General features: G+C 39.4%; 17 protein-coding genes and 1 pseudogene. 1 reads left to right on the forward strand and 17 read right to left on the reverse strand.

Annotated features, from left to right (window positions below):
* From ltrA to JMM81_RS13755, 5 genes and pseudogenes are all read right to left on the reverse strand, one after another.
* Window positions 1-666, reverse strand: a 666-nt coding sequence (gene ltrA / locus JMM81_RS13735) for a group II intron reverse transcriptase/maturase (protein WP_256242137.1), incomplete at its 3' end; no start/stop codon positions are given.
* A gap of 581 nt (window positions 667-1247) precedes the next feature.
* A pseudogene (locus JMM81_RS13740) lies at window positions 1248-1499 on the reverse strand (winged helix-turn-helix domain-containing protein); the annotation flags it as partial.
* 143 nt (window positions 1500-1642) lie between these two features.
* A complete protein-coding gene (locus JMM81_RS13745) occupies window positions 1643-2389 on the reverse strand; it encodes a tetratricopeptide repeat protein (protein WP_256242138.1) in 747 nt (248 codons plus the stop codon).
* 632 nt (window positions 2390-3021) lie between these two features.
* The gene (locus JMM81_RS13750; RefSeq protein WP_256242139.1) at window positions 3022-3810 is read right to left on the reverse strand and encodes a DUF3891 family protein; all 789 of its coding nucleotides are present in this window, start codon (window positions 3808-3810) and stop codon (window positions 3022-3024) included.
* Between the two features lie 358 nt (window positions 3811-4168).
* Entirely contained in the window at window positions 4169-5056 is an 888-nt protein-coding gene (locus JMM81_RS13755) for a fructose bisphosphate aldolase (protein ID WP_256242140.1), read from the reverse strand.
* Between the two features lie 445 nt (window positions 5057-5501).
* Between JMM81_RS13755 and JMM81_RS13760 the strand changes: the two genes are divergently transcribed.
* Window positions 5502-5798 (forward strand): hypothetical protein, encoded by a 297-nt coding sequence (locus JMM81_RS13760; RefSeq protein ID WP_256242141.1) that lies wholly within the window; start codon window positions 5502-5504, stop codon window positions 5796-5798.
* A 130-nt stretch (window positions 5799-5928) separates the two neighbouring features.
* On the opposite strand, the gene JMM81_RS13765 is transcribed toward JMM81_RS13760, so the two are convergent.
* The 12 genes from JMM81_RS13765 to JMM81_RS13820 all read right to left on the reverse strand — a co-directional run bounded on the left by JMM81_RS13765 (window position 5929) and on the right by JMM81_RS13820 (window position 20178).
* Window positions 5929-6795, reverse strand: a complete 867-nt coding sequence (locus tag JMM81_RS13765; RefSeq protein ID WP_256242142.1) for an FAD synthetase family protein — start codon at window positions 6793-6795, stop codon at window positions 5929-5931.
* Between the two features lie 246 nt (window positions 6796-7041).
* Window positions 7042-7368, reverse strand: coding sequence for a 2Fe-2S iron-sulfur cluster-binding protein (locus JMM81_RS13770; RefSeq protein WP_256242143.1), 327 nt, complete (start codon window positions 7366-7368; stop codon window positions 7042-7044).
* A gap of 28 nt (window positions 7369-7396) precedes the next feature.
* On the reverse strand, window positions 7397-8311 hold the full coding sequence (locus JMM81_RS13775; protein WP_256242144.1) for a catechol 2,3-dioxygenase: 915 nt from the start codon (window positions 8309-8311) through the stop codon (window positions 7397-7399).
* Between the two features lie 14 nt (window positions 8312-8325).
* Window positions 8326-8727 carry a VOC family protein gene (locus JMM81_RS13780; RefSeq protein WP_256242145.1) on the reverse strand — a complete coding sequence of 134 codons (402 nt, stop codon included), beginning with the start codon at window positions 8725-8727 and terminating at the stop codon, window positions 8326-8328.
* Window positions 8728-8783: 56 nt separating this feature from the next.
* A complete protein-coding gene (locus tag JMM81_RS13785) occupies window positions 8784-10193 on the reverse strand; it encodes an amidase (RefSeq protein ID WP_256242146.1) in 1410 nt (469 codons plus the stop codon).
* A gap of 487 nt (window positions 10194-10680) precedes the next feature.
* Window positions 10681-11961 (reverse strand): Rieske 2Fe-2S domain-containing protein, encoded by a 1281-nt coding sequence (locus tag JMM81_RS13790; RefSeq protein ID WP_256242147.1) that lies wholly within the window; start codon window positions 11959-11961, stop codon window positions 10681-10683.
* A gap of 764 nt (window positions 11962-12725) precedes the next feature.
* Window positions 12726-14648 (reverse strand): XylR N-terminal domain-containing protein, encoded by a 1923-nt coding sequence (locus JMM81_RS13795; protein ID WP_256242148.1) that lies wholly within the window; start codon window positions 14646-14648, stop codon window positions 12726-12728.
* Between the two features lie 398 nt (window positions 14649-15046).
* Window positions 15047-15268, reverse strand: coding sequence for a hypothetical protein (locus JMM81_RS13800; protein ID WP_256242149.1), 222 nt, complete (start codon window positions 15266-15268; stop codon window positions 15047-15049).
* A 281-nt stretch (window positions 15269-15549) separates the two neighbouring features.
* Window positions 15550-16677, reverse strand: a complete 1128-nt coding sequence (locus JMM81_RS13805; RefSeq protein WP_256242150.1) for an acyl-CoA dehydrogenase family protein — start codon at window positions 16675-16677, stop codon at window positions 15550-15552.
* A gap of 304 nt (window positions 16678-16981) precedes the next feature.
* Window positions 16982-17737 (reverse strand): SDR family NAD(P)-dependent oxidoreductase, encoded by a 756-nt coding sequence (locus JMM81_RS13810; RefSeq protein ID WP_256242151.1) that lies wholly within the window; start codon window positions 17735-17737, stop codon window positions 16982-16984.
* A gap of 607 nt (window positions 17738-18344) precedes the next feature.
* Window positions 18345-19634, reverse strand: coding sequence for a TRAP transporter large permease (locus tag JMM81_RS13815; protein WP_256242152.1), 1290 nt, complete (start codon window positions 19632-19634; stop codon window positions 18345-18347).
* Window positions 19621-20178 (reverse strand): TRAP transporter small permease, encoded by a 558-nt coding sequence (locus JMM81_RS13820; protein WP_256242258.1) that lies wholly within the window; start codon window positions 20176-20178, stop codon window positions 19621-19623. The genes JMM81_RS13815 and JMM81_RS13820 overlap by 14 nt, the downstream gene beginning before the upstream one ends.
* Between the last annotated feature and the right edge of the window lie 55 nt (window positions 20179-20233).

The raw sequence follows: 20233 nt of genomic DNA on the forward strand, positions 1-20233 counted from the left end.
ATCAGCGTAGCGAACAAATTTATGTCCCCTTTCTTCTAACTCCTTATCTAGTTCATCTAGCACTATATTAGAGAGTAAAGGACTTAGAGGACCACCTTGAGGTGTTCCTTCTTCTGTAATTGAAACCACTCCATTCGTCATGACACCAGCTTGTAGATATTTACGAATGAGTTTTAGTAGTGGTTTATCGTTGATTTGTTTCGCTAGTGTGCTCATGAGTCTATCATGGTTCACCTTGTCAAAGAACTTCTCTAGGTCCATGTCTACGACCCATCTGTATCCTTCTTTGATGTATTCTTTTGCTTTCCTAACTGCATCATGGGCACTTCGGTTTGGACGAAATCCATAGCTCTGTTCGGAAAACATCGGATCATATATCTTCGATAATACTTGGGCAATGGCTTGTTGAATCAAACGGTCTGTCACAGTTGGAATACCTAATAACCGAACACCGCCGTCAGGTTTCGGGATTTTGACTCTTCGGACAGGCATTGGCTCATAAGTACCCTTGAGAATTGCCTCTCTGATGGATGACCAATTTTCAAGTATGTGCTGTCGTAGGATTTGTACGGGCATCATATCTATTCCATGGCTTCCTTTATTCTGTTCTACTCGCTTCAATGCTTGAAGCATATTCTCCCGTGACAGGATTTGATTCATAAGCATCGTTATTTCTTCCTTCCGTGAATAGCTTATCTTCTTATGCCAGTGGTCACTCCACCCTCCAAGAGGTCCCCCACGGGATTCACCGTTTCCTTCCTCAAGTGAGGTACTACGTTTTCTGTGTTCATCATGACTCACTGAATGCCAAGGGCTATTCTCTCCTAATTGTTCGGTCCTTCCGAATCGTTCTAGACCGATTCGTACTATGACCTCTGCTGACTTCTGATGGTTCAGCTACTTATCACTAAGTAGGTTATGAAGAGTACTTCACGTATCCATCAGATCTCCCCAGGTAAGAGTGCAATCTTTCCTTCCATCTATCTGCTTCATTTACTCTGTATCATCTTTGGCAGAAAGGACTTTGTTTTGTTTGGCAAACTCATCCAATGATACCTAGCCTTATATGAAGTTCGTGTTCCTCAGACCAGAAGTTTGCCGCTCGCTTCCTTCAGATTCTGCGTCACCACAGACACCCTTGCGTTAGGCTAACTGCTACTTCTGCCTTCGCAGTTCGGGACTCACACCCTAGAGATTGCACCCATGCTGGGCGCACCAAAAAAGCTGGTTACGAATTCGTAACCAGCTTAACGGAGAACAATTGAGGGCAGTTCTCCTCTCCATTCGTAACCTTCTTTTGTCGTGACGAGTATGGAGCTAGCTATATCTGTTCTCCCCATTGCCTGTGACAGTTTTTTTCGAAGACTCACCATATACCGCTTCACCGCTGAAGATCCTACTTGACGGTCTAACCAGACAGACGCTTCAATTTTAGCTTTTGGACACGATGTCATCGGATGGTCCATTAAGAAACCGAGAATCTCTGCTTCTTTTCGTTCTAAACGGACATCATCTTGAGAAGCACGGAAAAATTTTTCTTCTTTTGATCAAATTCGCCCCGCCGAATTTGCGCCCGGATTTTTATCGAGCTCGCTCGATAAATGACCTTTAAAAATCCGAGGCATCCGCCGGAGGCTTAACTTCATTCAGTCGGGGTTTGAACCCCCACTGAATCAGAGAGCTTTTTGCATTCATCCCTTAACTTTAGAAGTGGAGGACTTCTGCTGAATGAAGTTAAATCTAATACGACACACTTCCCATCCATCGCTTCTTCGACCACTTTCTTATAGTCATCTTTTGAGACAAACTTCCTTTTTTCATTTGATCCTTTTAACAAAATCGGCTCTCTTCGATTCTCTTTCATTCGATCAGCATACAAATCAATGAACCATTCATGATCATTATTTGTATCCAGTCTTTTTGCCTCTTCAATCAATGTTAATGCCTTGCCAATATAGCCCAGCCTTGCATACCCAACTGCCAAGTTACATTGTAGTTTAATCTGCTTACTACCCTTCATTCCTTTTGCTAAAGCTTCATTCCCGTAAAAAAGAACGGCTTCCCATTTCCTTTTTTCTTTCGCTAAAATGAATGATAAATGATAAAACGCATCCCGTTTATTGGGTGCATGAATGGTAGCCATTCGCAATGTTTGATAAGCAGCAAGATGGTTTCCTTTTCTTATCTTCTCGTCTCGCCCAACTTCTAAATAAAGGTCTGCCAAAGTGATGGAATAACGAGGTTCTTTCTTATCTAATTGGATAAACTGTTTGTACAACTCGACCCCCTCTTCTAACCAAGCGTTCCTCTCTTCTCCTTCATCTAAGCCTTCGCGATCCAGCCAGTTATCCTCCAAGTCTAGCAACTCGTCCATTGTCTTTTGTTGCATGCTAATTCACTCCCTTAAATCGTTTAAAATGCAAAGAATTTCTCCTTTTTCTTTTACTATCGGTAAGTTTTCTTAAATACGAGTACTTAAAAATATTAATAGGAAATGAATAGGACGAAGGTTTTTGGTTTTATAATGTGTATTTAGCACATAATGTTATTAGTTTATTTTTGAAATTTTCCCCTATTTATCATTTATTTTTCTCCCTCTCGACAGCACTTAAAAGGATACCCAAAATTGGATAGATCCTTCCTCTATACGGATATACGGAATATCTCCGAATAATATTTAATCCCATTTTATTCATGATTGGGAACAATGCAAGTGGACTCTTTTTAGCTAAGAGTGTAAGGGACTTTTGACTTTTGACGGTCCCAATAAGAATTTAACTGACTTAACAGTGATATTAAATTCTTATCAAAGAATCTCATGATTTCAATCGTGGGAGATTCAAATAACAGATACATGTCAGTGGCACATTAAAACAGTGGGATACTAATTAGTATCCCACTATATAATTGTTCAAAAGCACTATAAAGTTGAGACTTTTACATATTTAGGTAAATATTTGATGCATATTGTGGCTATGAAAGGAAGAATTTATATAGTTCACTTAAAAAATATACCCCGCCTTAATCATTACTTTTCATAAAATTTTCAGGAACAAAATGCAACTCGACTTCCTCATAAGGTGATTTCTCATAGCTTTTGATTAATCCATTCGTCAAAATATCTTTTTTGTTTATGATTTTTTGTTTTATTTTAACAGTGATCACTTGTTTAAAAGGAAATGGATCAGCAGAGATGGTATGTTGATCTCTCCATTTAAGAGCCATCTTCACTTGCTTTTCATCCCCTGGCTTCATTGGAAGTGTGATCCCATTTCGAAAAAAGAAGTGTTCTTTTTCCTTTGGTACACCCGGTTCATTTAAGCACATGTATAGGGATAAATCATCACCTAACTTTAGTAACCCGTAATGGAAGTTGAACAAATCATCGTCTAATCCCGCAAAAGATTCAATCAATCGTTTTTGACGATCCTTTTCTTGCTCTATAAAGGCAACAGCCCCTTCGGAAGGATCATGCAGTAAAAATCGAGAATAATGTCTACTGCAAAGAAGTGCCGCATAAGGATCATTTTTTTCCACTTCAAGAATTCCGAATGTGTAAATAACCATTTTCGGCGACAAAGGATAATCTGAAAAAGTATAGGGAGCCTGACTTCGGTCATTCCAAAATGGCTGTTTGTCAAAAGGCTTCCATCCATAGTCATGATACCGAACCGCGTATTGTACTGACTGTCTAAACTCTTCTCCATACAAAAGAGAATCCTCCCAGTTTTTCATCAGTTCACCTGACACGATCGCATGGTTATCTTGTTCAATCATAATAAATTCATCTGCTCGTTCTCTTACAATCACGAGAATTCCCCCTCTCATTTACTATGGATCATTATAACTTTTGGCCAATAAGCTTAAACATCTATGCCTTTTAATACATATTAGATGTTTAAGGCTACCTTGAGGAAGAAGTCTATAAGAGTGCTTTAAATCGTTTTTCATAAGCTAAAAGGTCATTTTAACATAATCTATAGCTGTAGCACCCGGATTGATTAATGAACGAACGATTTGTGGCTCCAGTTGTTCCCACAATAGTTCATTTCTTCCCCTGAACTGTTTGGATTTTTCAGTCTTCATCGGTATTAAATCGAAATTTGTCACACACCGAAGAACGACCCCGAGCTTTTAATCAAGCTCGGGGTCGTTCTTTCGGTTGTCCTTATGCGTTGGAGGCTTCAGAAATGTTCTGAATGGATTTGGACAGCATTGCGTTAAATTCATCATCTGTTTGATTGGCAGTTAGTCCCTCTGTTAAGGCACGCGAGAAACTTGCGATCATTCCATGATTATGTGCTAGCTTTTCATTGGCTTCGGCTTGTGTGTAGCCACCTGATAACGCCACCACCCGCACAACATTCGGATGCTCAATTAATTCCTTATAGAAATTATCTTCTGTAGGTAAAGAGAGTTTAAGCATGATCTTTACGTCTTTCCCTAGGGCAGATAATTGATCGAGTATCTCTTCTTTTAATATTCTTTCTGAACCTGCCTTATCTGCGCTGTGAATATCCACTTCCGGTTCGATAATCGGAACTAGTCCAGCCGCAACAATTTGTTTCGCGACATCAAACTGCTGTTGAACAATTTTCTTGATACCAGAAGGATTAGCTTCCTTAATAAACGAGCGCATTTTCGTCCCGAAGATGTTGCGTTCATTTGCCCGATTCAGAAGCTCGTCTAAACCGTTAATCGGTTTCATGAGCTGAACTCCATCCTCAAGTTCAGCAAGACCTTTATCAACTTTCAGAAAAGACACAATGCCTTTCTTCTCCCATAAAAAGTCAGCTGTGTATTGCCCGTCAATCGAACGATCAATCGTGTTTTCAAATAAAATTGCTCCCAAAACATACTGGGAATCAAACCCAGGACTCTTGATAATACGAGTCCTCATCTCGTGGACCAATGTATACATCTCTTCATCGTTGGAATAGCTGTTTTCGCTAATGCCATATGACAATAGTGCCTTTGGAGTACTTCCGCCGCTTTGGTCCAAAGCCGCTATAAAACCTTTTCCTGTTTGAATTCTTCCAAATTGCTTGTTATTCATAAATAGTTCTCCTTTCGCTGAATGGAATTCTGTACCTGCTTTATTATAACACTTCATGAACCTCTCATGACTAAAGTCACGAGTTTCAGGGTTAGCGCTAAAGCACATTGACCACTTGTGGCGAGGAACACGCGGCCGCTATCCCATTGACAAAAGCCTTTGGGATTACTTTTCGTAGAATTATGGTGAAAAATTCTGTAATATAAAAGTTAGCTTTTTTACTTGATGGAAGAAGATGAACAAAATATACTTATATCAATTGATTTTCAATATTTCTAAAACAGCTGTACATGAAAAACAAACATAGATCGTATATTCATATAGATACTTTTTCAAACTGAAAATATCTGAATAGAAAGCGAGGAGATAAAGGATGAATCGAAAGCTTTTATAGGGTATTTTGGCTTGTGGCTGTGTTTTTGCGACAGGATGTGAAAGTCAGGAAGTGAAACAAGTAGAAAACATGCAAACCTCTCCAAAACAAGCTGAGGAAAAAGAGGAAACCAAAGATCTAACTGAGCAAGGGGCTCCTGATTCTTTACAAGAAAATGCTCCAATGAAAGAAGACACGCCTCCTGTCGTGCAAGAAGAAAAAGTTGTTTCCTATCAATTTAAAAAAGAGATCTATCAAGATGGAGATCTTACTATACACTACCCTCAGCTTATGCAAATGGAAGATAAAAACAAAGAACAGCAGATCAATGAGTTGCTTAAAAAGGAAGTAATAAACCCTTTAAATTAGTAGGTTGGATCATTTCGATTATTAACCCCTTTATGATTTGAATCTATATAGATCTGCTTTATCAAATTACACAAAATATTTCGATAATTAAATCGAAATGATACTTTATTTGCAATAGGAGAGGTACAATCTAAGAGCGAATAGGTGTTAAAGGGGACTTTCTTTGATCGAATGATGTCGCATACTCATTTGTCAGCTTTTCTTCCCAAACGATAGAAATCACTTCATTGTTAGAAAAAGGAGAATCCTCTTTTTCTGGTAAATTCAATATAAGTTGTTCATTATGAATGATTGCTTCTAGTTGACACGTTCTAAACCCGTTCGATACAATCACTTTATAACGGCCAGGAGGAGGAAGTAAGTAAAAAGGAGAGATGAGTACGTTCATATCTTCTTTATTTAATAAAACCGTTCCCTTCATTTGATAAGGTTCACCTAAGAAAAAAGGGATTTGTTTCACTTTTCCGGAAAAAATTAAATTTCGTATCATCGTTGAACTAATTTTTTCACCCGTAAACTCTATTTTTCCTACTCTGATGACATCAAGTAATCCATTCGAGTCAGAATTCATTCGCTCCATATGTCCTTTCCCATTGCAGCCATACGTAAAATCAAAACCAGCAACAACGATCACAGCACCAAAATCCAGGAGATACTTTTTTACAAATTCATCTGGAGGCAAAACGGCAAATTCCTTATCAAAATGGACTAAATAGTAAATTACCACTCCTAATTCCGCTAATTTTTCTTGTTTTTTTTCCTGTGGGATTAAATAGGGGAATAATTTATCTTCTTTTGAAAGAACTTCCTTCGGGTGAGGAAAAAAGCTCATGACTACCAATGGAAGGTTTCTTTTATCTGCTTCTCTTTTTGCGGATTTGATGACTTCTTGATGACCAAGATGAACTCCATCAAAAAATCCCAGAGCCATTACACAGGGCTTTGCTTCATTCATTCGATTTTTCCGATTGCTTCTATTTAAATGAATAACCTTCAATTTTCTCACCGCCTAAATATAACAGGATAAAGCATTTACCTTCCGAAGAGTGTGCTTTCCGCAAAAATGAATGGCTATTCGGAAGGTAAATCATCCTATCTTATGATTTTTCTGGGATCACCGGTAATAACAAATTAATTCTCTTTATATCGACATACCAACCATCTTATCTTCATCGAGGCTTGGTCCTCCTTGAAATAACCGTATGCCCTAATCTCCATCAGACATACGGTTATTTCACCTTTCTCAGTTATTACTAGCAGCCGCCAATGTGTTTTTTTGCTTTTCATAATCCTCGATTGTTATCATATTTAGATTGCTTTTAGGAGTCATGCAGCAAGCGAGTGCAAAATTGTTTTTTAGTTCTTCATCAGGAAGGTATTCATGGGATCGGGTTGTTTCGTGATCGTACTCGCCTTCCAACACTTTAACCTTACACATCCCGCAGCCTCCACGCTGGCATCCAGTTGGAAATGGAATAAAGTGATCCCGAGCTGCTCTTAATGGGGTTTGTCTCGGAGAACACTGATACTCAAATTCTTGGTTTCTTGCTTTTAATGATACTTTATACATGCCATCACCTCACTAAGTATATATAGAATTATGTTAATGCCTTCATAAAGGATTCGGACAATTCTCTACGGTGATAGAAAATACCAGTTCCAATTTCAGATGCATCCCATGTAATCGTCGGCATATCACGGAATGCCATATAACCGCCAGCAAATGCTTCATTTCGGTTTCCAGAAGGATCGAAAAAATAAATGGTTTGTCCTCTTGTAATTCCATGACGGGTAGGCGTAACATCGAATGGAACTTTATGCATCGATAAGAGGTCTGCCGCTTTAAATACATCATGTAGGGAATCCACATGGAAAGCCACATGATGCAGCTTAGCATCAGGCCCATGGACAAACGCAATATCATGTACTGTATTAGTCGTAAATAAGAAACTACCTAGTAATTCTTCTTCGCCTTCCGTTACGATTCTTTCACTTTGTTTAAAATCAAGGACTTCAACAAAGAATCGTGTAACGGTCTTCAAATCATCCCCTGTTAGTAATAAATGATCAAGACGATGTGGTGCAATCCCTTTTGCGGTTAATGGCCATGGATGAGGGTTACGCGTACCCACTGCCGTTCCAAGGAAACCAATTTCATAATATAACTCACAATGATGACCAGTTGGTAAAATAAAATGAACTGCTTCTCCTTCTGCTAATCTTGTATGGCTGGAAATACGTGAGGTAGTACAGCCGAACTCTTCAACCTTCTTTTCATAATAGGCTAAATCATCAAGGGTCTCGACCTTAAAGGCCATATGAACCAGACCCGCTTTATTCGATTTTGTTAAAATTAAACTATGATGATCATATTCATCCCATGCCTTTAAATAAACACTATTTCCTGCACGTCCGGTTTCTTCTAATCCGATCACCTTAGTATAGTAGTCTACTGATTGATCTAAATCTAGTACACTTAATTCTACCCGGCCAAGACGAAGTACTCTTCCCATGTTATTCCTCCTTTTTAAATACTTTTAGGTTCTTTTACCCGTTCTACTAACTGCAGCAACTCACGGTTCGGTCCATGAAATAAGATCATTCGTCCTCCCTCAAGAGTTGGCTTTACATCATCTGACGTAAAGATAATATCCTTCTCCTTCAAAAAACGAATGGTTTCCTCAATATTTTCAACAGTGAATGCGAGATGATTGACAATACCCGTTTCACTGTATTTGCTTCCTTCTGTTAATTCCTGAATGAGCTCAATTTCCATACTCCGCTGTGAATCAAGATATAAAAAAGCCATTTCTCGGTCAGGTTTACGACCTCGAAGCCGTACTTTAAACCCAAAAATATCTGAATAAAACTGAATGGTTTCATCCATATTGCCAACCATGATCGCTACATGTTCCATTTTCTGAATCATCTTAGTCTCCTCATATTTCACTAAGTTTGTAGATAGCAAGAGCTAACACTTGTATATTATTGCTGAACATAATTCAAATTGTTTTTTAATGCCTGCACCCATTGCATGGATTTCTCGTAGCATTCCCCAATTTGCAGCACCCTTTGATCGGTGAAAGGCTTTCCAATCAACTGCAAACCGACTGGAAGATTTTCCGAAGTAAACCCACAAGCAACAGAGAGAGCCGGAAAACCAAGAATATTCGCTAACGGCGTTTTACCAAGGGTAAACATATTGCTGATCGCCATTTCCGGAACCATCGTTCCAATTTCAAACGGTGGCTGAACATTCGTTGGGCCAACTAAGGCATCAATCCCATTCATCTGTTTGATCGTTTCTCTAACAAACTGCTCTCTTCTGCGTTGGGCAAGAAGGTAGACGTTTGCAGAAATATCACTACCAAAGTCAAAACGGTATTTCAAATCATCTCCATATAAATGACCATATTTCTTCAAAAATGGTTCATGCACCGAGACGACCTCTGATTGGGCAATCGCCTTTAACGCGTTAAGAGCCTCATCTATCCCCGGTAAATCAATGGGAACGATTTCCGCTCCTAATGATTCGAGTTGATGGAAGGCTTCTTCTATAACCTTTTTCACATCATCATCAATCCCAGCAAACATATAAGGTTCATAGAAGCCAAGCTTGACTCCTTTTAAATCATGTAAAGAGTCTGACAGAACCGTCACATTTTTTTGGACAGATGCTGGATCCTTTTGATCATGACCTTTCATGACTTCAAGCATAATGGCCGCATCTTGAACTGTTCTAGTCATCGGACCTACATGATCCAATGACCAACTGAATGGTAGACAGCCGCGTCTTGAGACCACTCCGTAGGTTGGTTTAAATCCAACGGTGCCGCACATCGCTGCCGGTAGTCGGATGGACCCCGCTGTATCCGTTCCTACTGCACCAAAAGCCATTCCAGTTGCGGTTGCTACCGCAGATCCCCCACTAGAGCCACCTGGAATTCTTGTCACATTCCAAGGATTTTTTGTACTGCCATAATGGGGATTTTCCGTCGTCGCCCCCATGGCGAATTCATGCAAATTCGCTTTGCCAATGATAACTGCTCCAGCACCTCTTAATTTTTGAACAGCTGCCGCATCCTCAGAAGGAATCCAGTTATCAAAAATTTTAGAACCGCCGGTCGTTTTTACACCCTTTGTTTGTAAAATATCTTTGACCGCAATGGGAATACCGTGTAACGGCCCTCTTACATGATGGTTTGACAACTCTGTCTCCAATTGTTTCGCCTGAGCCAGTGCCTCTTCTTCCATAACCGTAATAAACGCATTCACTCTTGGCTCATGCTCGGAAATTTGCTTTAAGGTCATCTGGGTTAATTCGACCGGTGAAATCTGTTTAATTTTAATGGCGTTTGCAACGTTTTCAATCGTATCAAAAAGAAGTTCATTCATAACTAGACACCTCATAAGCTTCTAAACTAAAAGTAAAGGCCGGCTCTAGTATCGCTAATTCTACTTCCTCATCATCCAAAATAGTTCGTAGATACTCTTCTAATGTCATGCAATCCCTGCTTTCACTTCGAAATTCTTATCCTAATCAAATTCGCCCCGTCGAATTTGCATCCGGATTTACCTGAGCTCGCTCGATAAATTACCTTTAAAAAATCCGAGACATCTGCCGGAGGCTTTAACTTCATTCAGCTGGGGTTTGGACCCCCACTGAATTGATAAAAGCTAGCATTTAACTCACCACTTATAGAAGATGGAGATTTCTGTACCTGTCGCAAGCTATCGGTACAAAAAGCATTTGCTGAATGGAGTTAAAACGTAAATATTAGTAGGATGATTTCCTTTTTTGCCTTCCCAAAGGAAATCACCCCACAACCGAATCGATAATCGTTACATTCATCTATCGATCTAGTAAAAGGCCACCTATCTATTATGACTTTACTTCTTGTCCACCTGCTTTAAACTGTTGATTCATTGGAAATGCCTCTTGCCATGATTTTTGATTGCTGTCATAGATCCCTGCACTATATAGATCTTTTAAGGAGTTATTGTCTAACTTAAAGTTCTCTGCTCCTTTTTGGAACGCTTTCGCTTGTTGAAGTAATAAGCGACGCATATGAATAATCGGTAAATCACTTGTTCCAAGGTGTTCCTTCGAACGGTCAACTATCGGTCCCATTGTTTCAGTTGCTGCATGGTCCTGATTCGCAATTCCACGAATACCCGTAAAGTTTCCTGTTTTTTGCAATTCACGATCCTGAGCATAATCATTTTCAAGGCTGATTTGTTTTTTGAAATGCTCATCTAGTTCTAAGCCACGGCGTTCATGATTAGCTTGAACATCGATTGGACGATCATGTGAAAATTGGACATCCCATGACCAAGTACTGTAATCATCTCTTGGAATAAACGCATGCCACATTCCATCTTCTCCCTCAAATCTTGGCGGATACGTATAAAATGGGAAGATATAGTGAATTTCCATAAACGCATTTTCAGTTTCAGTACCAATTCCAACCGCCACACAACGTTTTCCGTAATTTGTATCCTCGACATCCTGCTTAACCGGCGGATTTTTCACAAGCGGATGATCCGGATCAATTCCTAAATCAGTACTTAAAACCCCTTCACCTGTCTCCTGCTTTCCATGTGCTTTGTGTAGAAATGCTGCATGGACATAATCAAGGTCATTTTCCATTACCTGTGCATAGTTACATTCCTGCCAAACTCGCTCCGACATCATATAATCATCAGGCAATCCCATCCAATAAAATTCAGGGAATTCAGGCTGAGTATCTTCTGGTCCCATATAGGTCCAAACCATTCCTTTAACCTCTTTTACTGGATAGCTTTTAATTTTGATTTTCTGTCTAAACTTTGGATCTCCTTCTTCTGATGGAATTTCCGTACAATCGCCATTTGTATCAAATTTCCAACCATGGTACATACAGCGAAGCCCACATCCATCATTGATTCCATAATATAGTGAAGTACCACGGTGTGGACAGGCTTCCTCCATCAAACCAATTTTTCCTTCCGTGTCACGAAATGCAATTAATTCTTCTCCAAGTAATTTCACACGTTGCGGCTTGCCGTCAGGTTGTAATTCATCTGACTTTAAAGCTGGAAGCCAATAACGTCGGAATAACTCTCCCATTGGTGTACCAGGACCTACTCTTGTTAATAAATGATTATCTTGTTTTGTTAGCATATCAATTCCTCCTATATTGTATTTTACTGTTTATTTCGAAAATTAAGATATTATGTTTATATCTTATTAAATCAAACGCTTTCAAACAATTGACGATTAGGTCGGAAAGTTACGAAAGTTTACAACCGAAACATACAGTCAAGGGTAAATGTTAATCTGATTTTTTAAAAAATAATGTTGAAAACCAGGAATTAGACGTGGAAGGCGATTGGAAAAATTCTTATGAGACCATGCATATTTGCAGCACTTTCCCCCTCACTCAGAACCCGTCTGTTACTTTCTTGAGGGATATGCAAGTGGTTATTGTAGTACCTCTCTAGAAAAAAAGTCGTCTTCAAGGAAGTCGAATGCATCGGGAAGGGCGATTCGCATTGTCGATTTGTCGGAAAAACAATGGACTTATGGGGAGATGAAATTGCACCTGAATTGGCTGATTATGCGCGAGAAGATATTGGCGATGAACTAGACCAAACTCATAAACGTATTGAAAGATAAAGTGACATTTTGAAACGGGGAAATACCATTAGCAACCAAATCAAATTCGCCCCGTCGAATTTGCGTCCGGATTTACCTGAGCTCGCTCGATAACTTACCTATAAAAAATCCGAGACATCTGCCGGAGGCTTTAACTTCATTCAGTCGGGGTTTGGACCCCAACTGAATTGATAAAAGCTAGCATTCATCTTACCACTAATAATTGTTAGAGACTTCTGTACCTGTCGCAAGCTATCGGTACAAAAAGCATTTGCTGAATGGAGTTAAAATTACAAAAGGTTAAAAACCATATACGTTTGTAAAGAAATTTGAATTTCAAATTTAGATGAAGCCTTTGACAAATCGACGCCAATGATTTCTTGAATTCTTGTTATGCGATAACGCATCCCACTTATTGAAACGTTCATTTCTCTAGCGGTTTTATGGAGATTGCATTCATTTTCAATATAATAATATAGCGTTCGAACCAGTTCTGTCGAATTTTTCTCGTCATAGGTTTTTAAGTCAAGTAAAAACTCATGAGCATACGCCAATAATTCCTCCGGTTTCCTCGCATCTAGCAAAATCATAATATGTCCTAATTCATCCGCATGGACGACGGCACTACTTTTCGTATTCATTAACCGATTTTTCGCCTTTGCTACCTCAATAGATTTAGTGGATTCTTTATATCGTTTACTGTATTGCTCAGCGTCAGTACAGAGCTTACTTACACCGATATAGATTGAATCCGTTTCTATCTCCTTTTGTATCAACACGTAACAGTCTTCAGCAAAACTCTTGATGTTGATTTTTTTCTTCTGAAGGTACTCACTTGAAATTAAAACCGTTACTTTGTTATACTTTTGCAGCTTAATAAAGGTCGTGTGAAAGTGCGTTTCCTCTCGACTAAAGAAATTCATCAATGCTTTTAAGGGGCTATTCCCTTTATTTGTGTTATGTTCTTCGGAATCCGGGAAGAGCGTATGATTCGGGAGTTCGAAGGTTGCCACATAATGGGGCTTGTTGATGTTATAGCCAAAATAAGAGAATCGCTTCACAATATCAGCCGTATTGGTTTCACTCTTAAAGAGTTCCTCCAACAAGTCCCCCTTCATTCTCTCTTCCGTTTGAATGGCCGTCCGTTCATTTAACATTTTGACAGCACAAATACTCGCGGCCCTTTCGAGAAAATCTGTTTCAGCATCCCCAAATGGTTCCCCTTCCCGATAAATAGAAATGTAGCCATATACGTCATTTTGAATAATAATCGGAGAAACGAGTAGATGCTGATGAGTTGCCATTTCATAGGACTCAGTTTGAGTCAGGACAAGATCAGATACCTCTTTTTTAATAAATCTTTTGATTTTCTCCCATTGATACTCCTGAATATTTGGATACGTTTCATCAGCATAATGGGCGATGTCTTCAAAGTACTGGTTTTGGATAAAAACCGGCAGACTTAAGTCATCAGCAAGGATTTTGGCAAAATCATGCATCCCCTTGTCCTGAAGGAGAGCAGACGTCAAGTTCTTGGTAATGGACGTCCCGACATGCAGAATCTCACTTTGTCTTTCTACACGACGATAGACAATATCAAGTTCATCGGCAATGTCTTGTTCCTCATAGTTAGTCAAATCATCATCGATTTCAGAACCCCATTCTTCCACTGTTTTTGCCACATAGCGACATTGTTTATCGCCCCTTCCGACACATTCCGTTTCCTTAAAAATGACCCTCTTCCCCATACATTCACTTGTATAACCCCCACCATAACCAATCAGAAAATAACAGATTGGTTCATGATACAAGTCATAATGTTGTAAATGCTGCTTGGCTTCATACGAATCAACCCAGTGCCCAGAAACATCAAACGTTCCTTTCTCCATATCTACATGAAAGTATTCCGGATACGATAAGACACGGCCGCCAATTTGGTGCATTTGTGAGCCAGCTATAAGCCAATCCATGTCACTCTCCCAATCAACCATATCCTTTAACATCCTTGCTTCATATTTTCCACAATGCCAACCGTAGCGAAGAAGAAACCTTTTTGCCCTTTGGATTCCTAACGTGTCAATGAGATCCTTCCTTAATACCCCCCATGCATCCGTACTTGAAATGACCATACGCTTTTCTTGGAAATAATAATCTCCTCCATGATTGAAAAAGGAAAAAATATTTGTCAATTTGTTATTTCTAGTCGATGTCAAAACAACCTACCTCTTTCTTGTTTAATGATAGAATATTCCTAAAATTAAGATCACTACTATCCTTAAAAAGCATTTTTATATAATTTATTTTTTGAATTTTCTCTATTTTACCTTAAATAAAGGAATTCTTCTATTTATTTACTCCATTTTGAGAATATTTTTACTATTTGGAATTAGTGGGGAATAAAACTTTTCAGGAGGCTGGTAGATAGATTGGCTGGAGTAGGATGTTTTCTAGATAATAGACTCATTGATTTAAAGAGCTTCATTGCCTTCATCCCCCTTATAAATTCAGGGGATGAAGGCAATGAAGCGATCGTTCAAACGATGTTCCTCAAATGAAGCTAGGAAACGGCTTTGTGCCTAGTAATACAGAGCCAGCACCGTCGTACATGCCTCTACACTCTATAGTTAATTTCGTCAGAAAGATCTTGAATTGGAAAATCCTCCTTCGTAAAGTCAGGAGCCTTTAATCCCTTTTTGAGAACTTGATTTAAAGCATATTCTAAAGAAGCAATCGTTTTCTCGGATAAATAATGGATCCATGAATCATCTTTAGACAGACCTTTTCCAGTCCATGCTGCAGGACCTTCAATCTTTTTCGTTAAAATAATTCCCATGAAAATCCCTCCTTTATAATGTTTAATTAAATTTTTTTATGGTAGCAATCACAAAAAGGGAGTGGGAAGCAACGTCCTAATTAACAAATGAAATATGAGAAACAAGAAATTATATAAACTACTTCTAATGTTGTATAGAATAGGGAAAGCACTTTTCTTTATGAAGGTCTTTAGAGGACTAGGTGGTTTCATTCAGTATTCATCCCCTCCTTTTGATTAAAGGGATGAATACTGATAAAAAGCTTTTGAAGTGAATATCCTTTTTGACTGTTTTTCTAGGCTTAGATGAAGCCAGGAAACGGCTTTGTGCCTAGTAATACGGAGCCAGCTCCGTCATACATGCCTTCACTTAAAAATGCGTGTTGGGTTACGACCATCGCATCCCTCAGATAACGCTGTAATGGATGTCCGTCGTAGATTGCCGTAATCCCTGCAAGCATGTAAGCGGACTGGACAACACTTGCACCTACACGAGTAACCTCTGCTGCAGCTAAACGAAGCATACTTGTTTGCTCAGGAGAAACTCCGTCACCCTTTAAAATAGATTCCCAAGCGGAATCAGTAGTCTCGTAGAAAAATGCACGTGCTGATCGAAGCTTAGCTTCCGCCTCTGCCACACCCATTCGCACATATGCGCGATCAGCCATCTTAGGTGCGCCAGAAACACTATCACGACCAGCGGCCATCTGAGAAACTTCATCAAGTGCAGCACGAGCAACACCAAGGTTCACCACTGCTAGAACCTGTGCTGCATACGCAATGGTTGGATACTGAAAAATCGGTTCATCTATAGTAGGGACACCACCACGGACAAAGGTCCATTCCTCAGGAACGAAAACATCATTTACCCTTAGATCATGACTCCCTGTTCCACGCATCCCCATGACTTCCCAATTCTCAACAATTTCCACGTCCTCAGGTTTTAGTACAGCTGTTAAAGGCTTGCCGCCTTCCCCAGTGCCAATCCCGACACCAAGAACATCAGCCCCCTTTGAGCCACTTGCAAACTTCCAAAGACCATTTACACTAAATCCGCCTGTTACTTTCTCGGCAGGCTGGACTGGGAACAGACCGCCTGCAAAGGCAACATCTGGTCCATTAGCATATAATTGGGCAAGTGTATCTTTTGGCAGGGCTGCTAGGTAGACATTAGCAGAGCCAAAGCTTGCTACCCATCCAGCGGAACCGTCCGCTTCAGAGATTTTCTCAATTAGTTTAAGAAATTCTGATGGCGAAGTTCCAGCACCTCCAAAGCATTGCGGTACATGAGCACGATAAACGCCCAGCTGCTTTAATTGTTGAACCATATCACGAGGGACGTGACGCTTCGCTTCAAATTCATCCTTACGATTTCGGATTTCGTCCAACACACAGTTAAGTAGGTCCTTACTTTGGATTTCAACAGTCATCTTTTTTTCCTCCCCATTCTTGGACATTCTTTTCTTATCAAATTCGCCTTGGCGTATTTGCGCCCAGTTAATACCTGAGCTCGCTCGATAAATTTCCTCCTGAAAATCGAAAGGCTCGCCGGAGGCTTTAACTTCATTCAGTCGGGGTTTGGACCCCCACTGAACTGTTAAAAGCTAGCATTCATCTCACCACTTATAATCGTTAGAGACTTCTGTACCTGTCGCAAGCTTTCGGTACAAAAAGCATTTGCTGAATGAAGTTAAAAAAACAATTTGTTTCCTAACCTAATCATTAAGTGTTGTATTATCTCATCAGCCTTCCACCATTAATGTCGAAGGTCGCTCCAGTTGTAAATCCACCAGAATCAGAAGCTAAATAGGAAACTAAGTCTGCCACCTCTTTTGGTTCTCCTACGCGTTTTACTGGGATGCTCTCAACCATTTTCGCTATTTTTTCGGGGTCCATTTTATCCATCTCTGGCGTACGCACAGAAGCTGGAGTGACCGCATTAACGGTAATGCCATATTCTGCTAAGGATCTAGCAAAGGTTTTACTTAAGGCAATTTGTCCTGCCTTCGAAGCAGAATAATGAGCACCTGAAGTTAATGGGCCGGCCTGACCACCGAATGAAGACATATTAATGATTCGTCCCCATCCTCTTTCTTTCATCGCCGGAATAACCGCTTGCGAGAAAAAGAATGTACTTTTTACATTCACAGACATGACTTGATCCCATTCCGCTTCATCAATCTCTTCGATTGACGTTTCATAACGGATCCCTGCATTATTAACGAGAATGTCGATTCTCCCCCACTTATCTACAACTTGGTCAACAGCCTTTTTAATTCCATTAATATCAGAGACATCTAATTGGATAAACATCACTTGCTCTTTATCAAATGCTTCTTGAAACTTCTGCTTTGTTTGTTCAAGATTCTCTTTGTTTCTAATGACAAAAACGACCTTTTTTCCTTCATTCACAAAATTTTCAGCAACGGCTAATCCGAGACCTTTATTAGCTCCTGTAACAATTGCGACTCTTTGCTCTTTCATTTGCATTAAAAACCTCTCCTTTGTTCTCTGGTTAAAAATTTGAGAAATACAATCTTTATTGAATTAAAACGTTTTCATAAGCCAAGATCGAATTTCAATATTTCGTTCATCTTCAAATATTTTCCCTATGAACACAATATAGAATATTTAGAATAATCTAACTACTGCATATTAGGTTTGAATAACTAAGAAATATTAGTGCGATTCGTATTAGAACATTCCGAAAGGTACATTTATAAGTAAAGCGCAGCCACTGGAGAAAGAATTCACTCTCTAACATAAGAATCTTATCTTTATTAAAGGCTGCTTTCGTAAAGATTGTTGTTAAAATCCTAATGCCGATTTTAACGTAGAAATAGCTATTTTATGCTTTTAAAATCAGTTTTCGAGCTCTTTTCTCATAAATAAAACTTATTTTGCATGTCAAAATAGCTAAAGATAATAATCATTCATCTTCAAAAGCAACAAAGTTTGCGAAAAGAGCCTTATTAAATAAAAAGTGCCTGGAACCGTAGAACGCCGTATCTAGTAGCTTCTCTTATGCTACTAAATCGATATTCTACGGTTTCCAGACACTTGCCCCTCTACCAATTAAGTCTGAAAATTCTGAACTTTAAACTAAGAATGTAACGATTTCTGGGAATAGGATCAGAATAACCACAAAAATCGTATACGTCACAATAAAATATCCTGTCCCTTTGAAAACCGTTGTAATCGGGATTTCCTTTGATATTCCTTGAACAATAAAGGCGTTCACTCCTACCGGTGGCGTAATTGCACCTATACTTGTCACGATACATAGAAGAATCGAGAACCAGACCGGATCGTACCCGAGTGCAATGATCGCTGGAAAGAAAATCGGGATCGATAAGATTAAGAAGCCTAACGCATCCATAATGGCCCCACCAATCACATAGATCAATAAAATAGCAATAAGGATAATCACTGACGGTACCGCAAGATTATTCACAAACTCGGCCACAGCAAACGGAAGTCTTGTCGCCGTGATAAAACGTCCGAAAACGACCGCACCCACGACTAAAAATAACACCATAGCGGTTGAACGAATCGTACTATCTAGTGCATCTTTAAAGCGTTTCCATGTGAATTTTCTCATCGCAATCGTAATGAGAAGGGCACCAAACGCACCAAACGCCCCTGATTCTGTCGGGGTAAACAAGCCATAGAATAAGCCCCCAATCACAAAGGCAAATAAAACAAATACAGGAATAACCCCTCTTAACGATTTTAGTTTTTCTTTTAAAGGAAATTTTGGTCCTGCTGGTCCTAATTCAGGGTTTCTTTGGCAAAGGAAGATAATCGTTAAAATCATTAAAGTGGTAAGCAGGAATCCTGGTAGTAAAACAGCAACGAACAAATCCTGAACCGATTGCTGTGTTTGAATTGCAATAACAATTAATACTGTACTCGGTGGGATTAAGATTCCTAACGTTCCCCCAGTCGCCACACTGCCTGCACTAATAGCTTGATCATATTTATATTTTTTTAATTCAGGTAAGGCGATGGTTCCCATTGTGGCCGCAGTAGCTGTATTTGATCCACAAATAGACGAGAAACCAGCACTAGCTAAAACGGTTGTACTTGCCATTCCCCCTCTAAATTGCCCAAGCCACTTATAGGCCGCGTCAAACAAGTTTTGCGTGATCCCAGAGCGGAAAATGATTTCACCCATAAAGACATACAATGGAATAATAGCTAATGTATAACTTGAAAATTGCCCCCAAATATCAGCACCAAGAACATTTAAAGCTGCCTCTTTTCCCATAAATAGAAATAATCCAACAAACCCGACGATAAACATCGTGAAGCTGACAGGCATGCGTAGAAAAATGAGGACTAATAAGGCAATGATGCCAATTAACCCAATACTAATTGGATCCATACGACTTCCCCCCTTTTATTTCGGCAATAAGGTCTGTTAAAAGGACTAACACAAAGACAAAAAATCCAAGGGCAGTAAGAATAACAAATGGGTAAAAGACAATTCCTAAGGTTTGAGAAACATTTTGATTGGCAGACAGTGATAGTGCATATTGGAATAGTTGCCAGCCTACGATACTAAAGAAGCCAAGGGAAACAAAAGCAATCACAATTCTTAGGCCCTTTTGTAATCCTTCAGGAAATTTTGTGACAAGTAAGTCAATCTCCACATGACCACGGTGAATTTGCGTATAACCAAGTGCAAAAGAAACGGAAATGGCCGCTAACCAACCGACCATTTCGGTTGTTCCAAGTATTGGGGTTGAAAAGGATCGTTTAATGGCATTGATGACAATCAGAAGCATCATCACCATCACAGCACTTCCAGAAATCAAAGCGAATAATTGACTAACTCTCAAGGCAAATGTTTCTAACAAGCCCTTTTTTACTGCTTTATTTTCTAAATTCAAGCTCACTGATCCTTTATCTGGTGTTAACTCTGTCACTTCACTCAACGAAGATCCCTCCCAAAATGCCCATTTAGATTATAAAATGATTACC

This window comes from Bacillus sp. V3B, assembly GCF_024494465.1.
Taxonomy (GTDB): Bacteria; Bacillota; Bacilli; order Bacillales; family Cytobacillaceae; genus Bacillus_BD.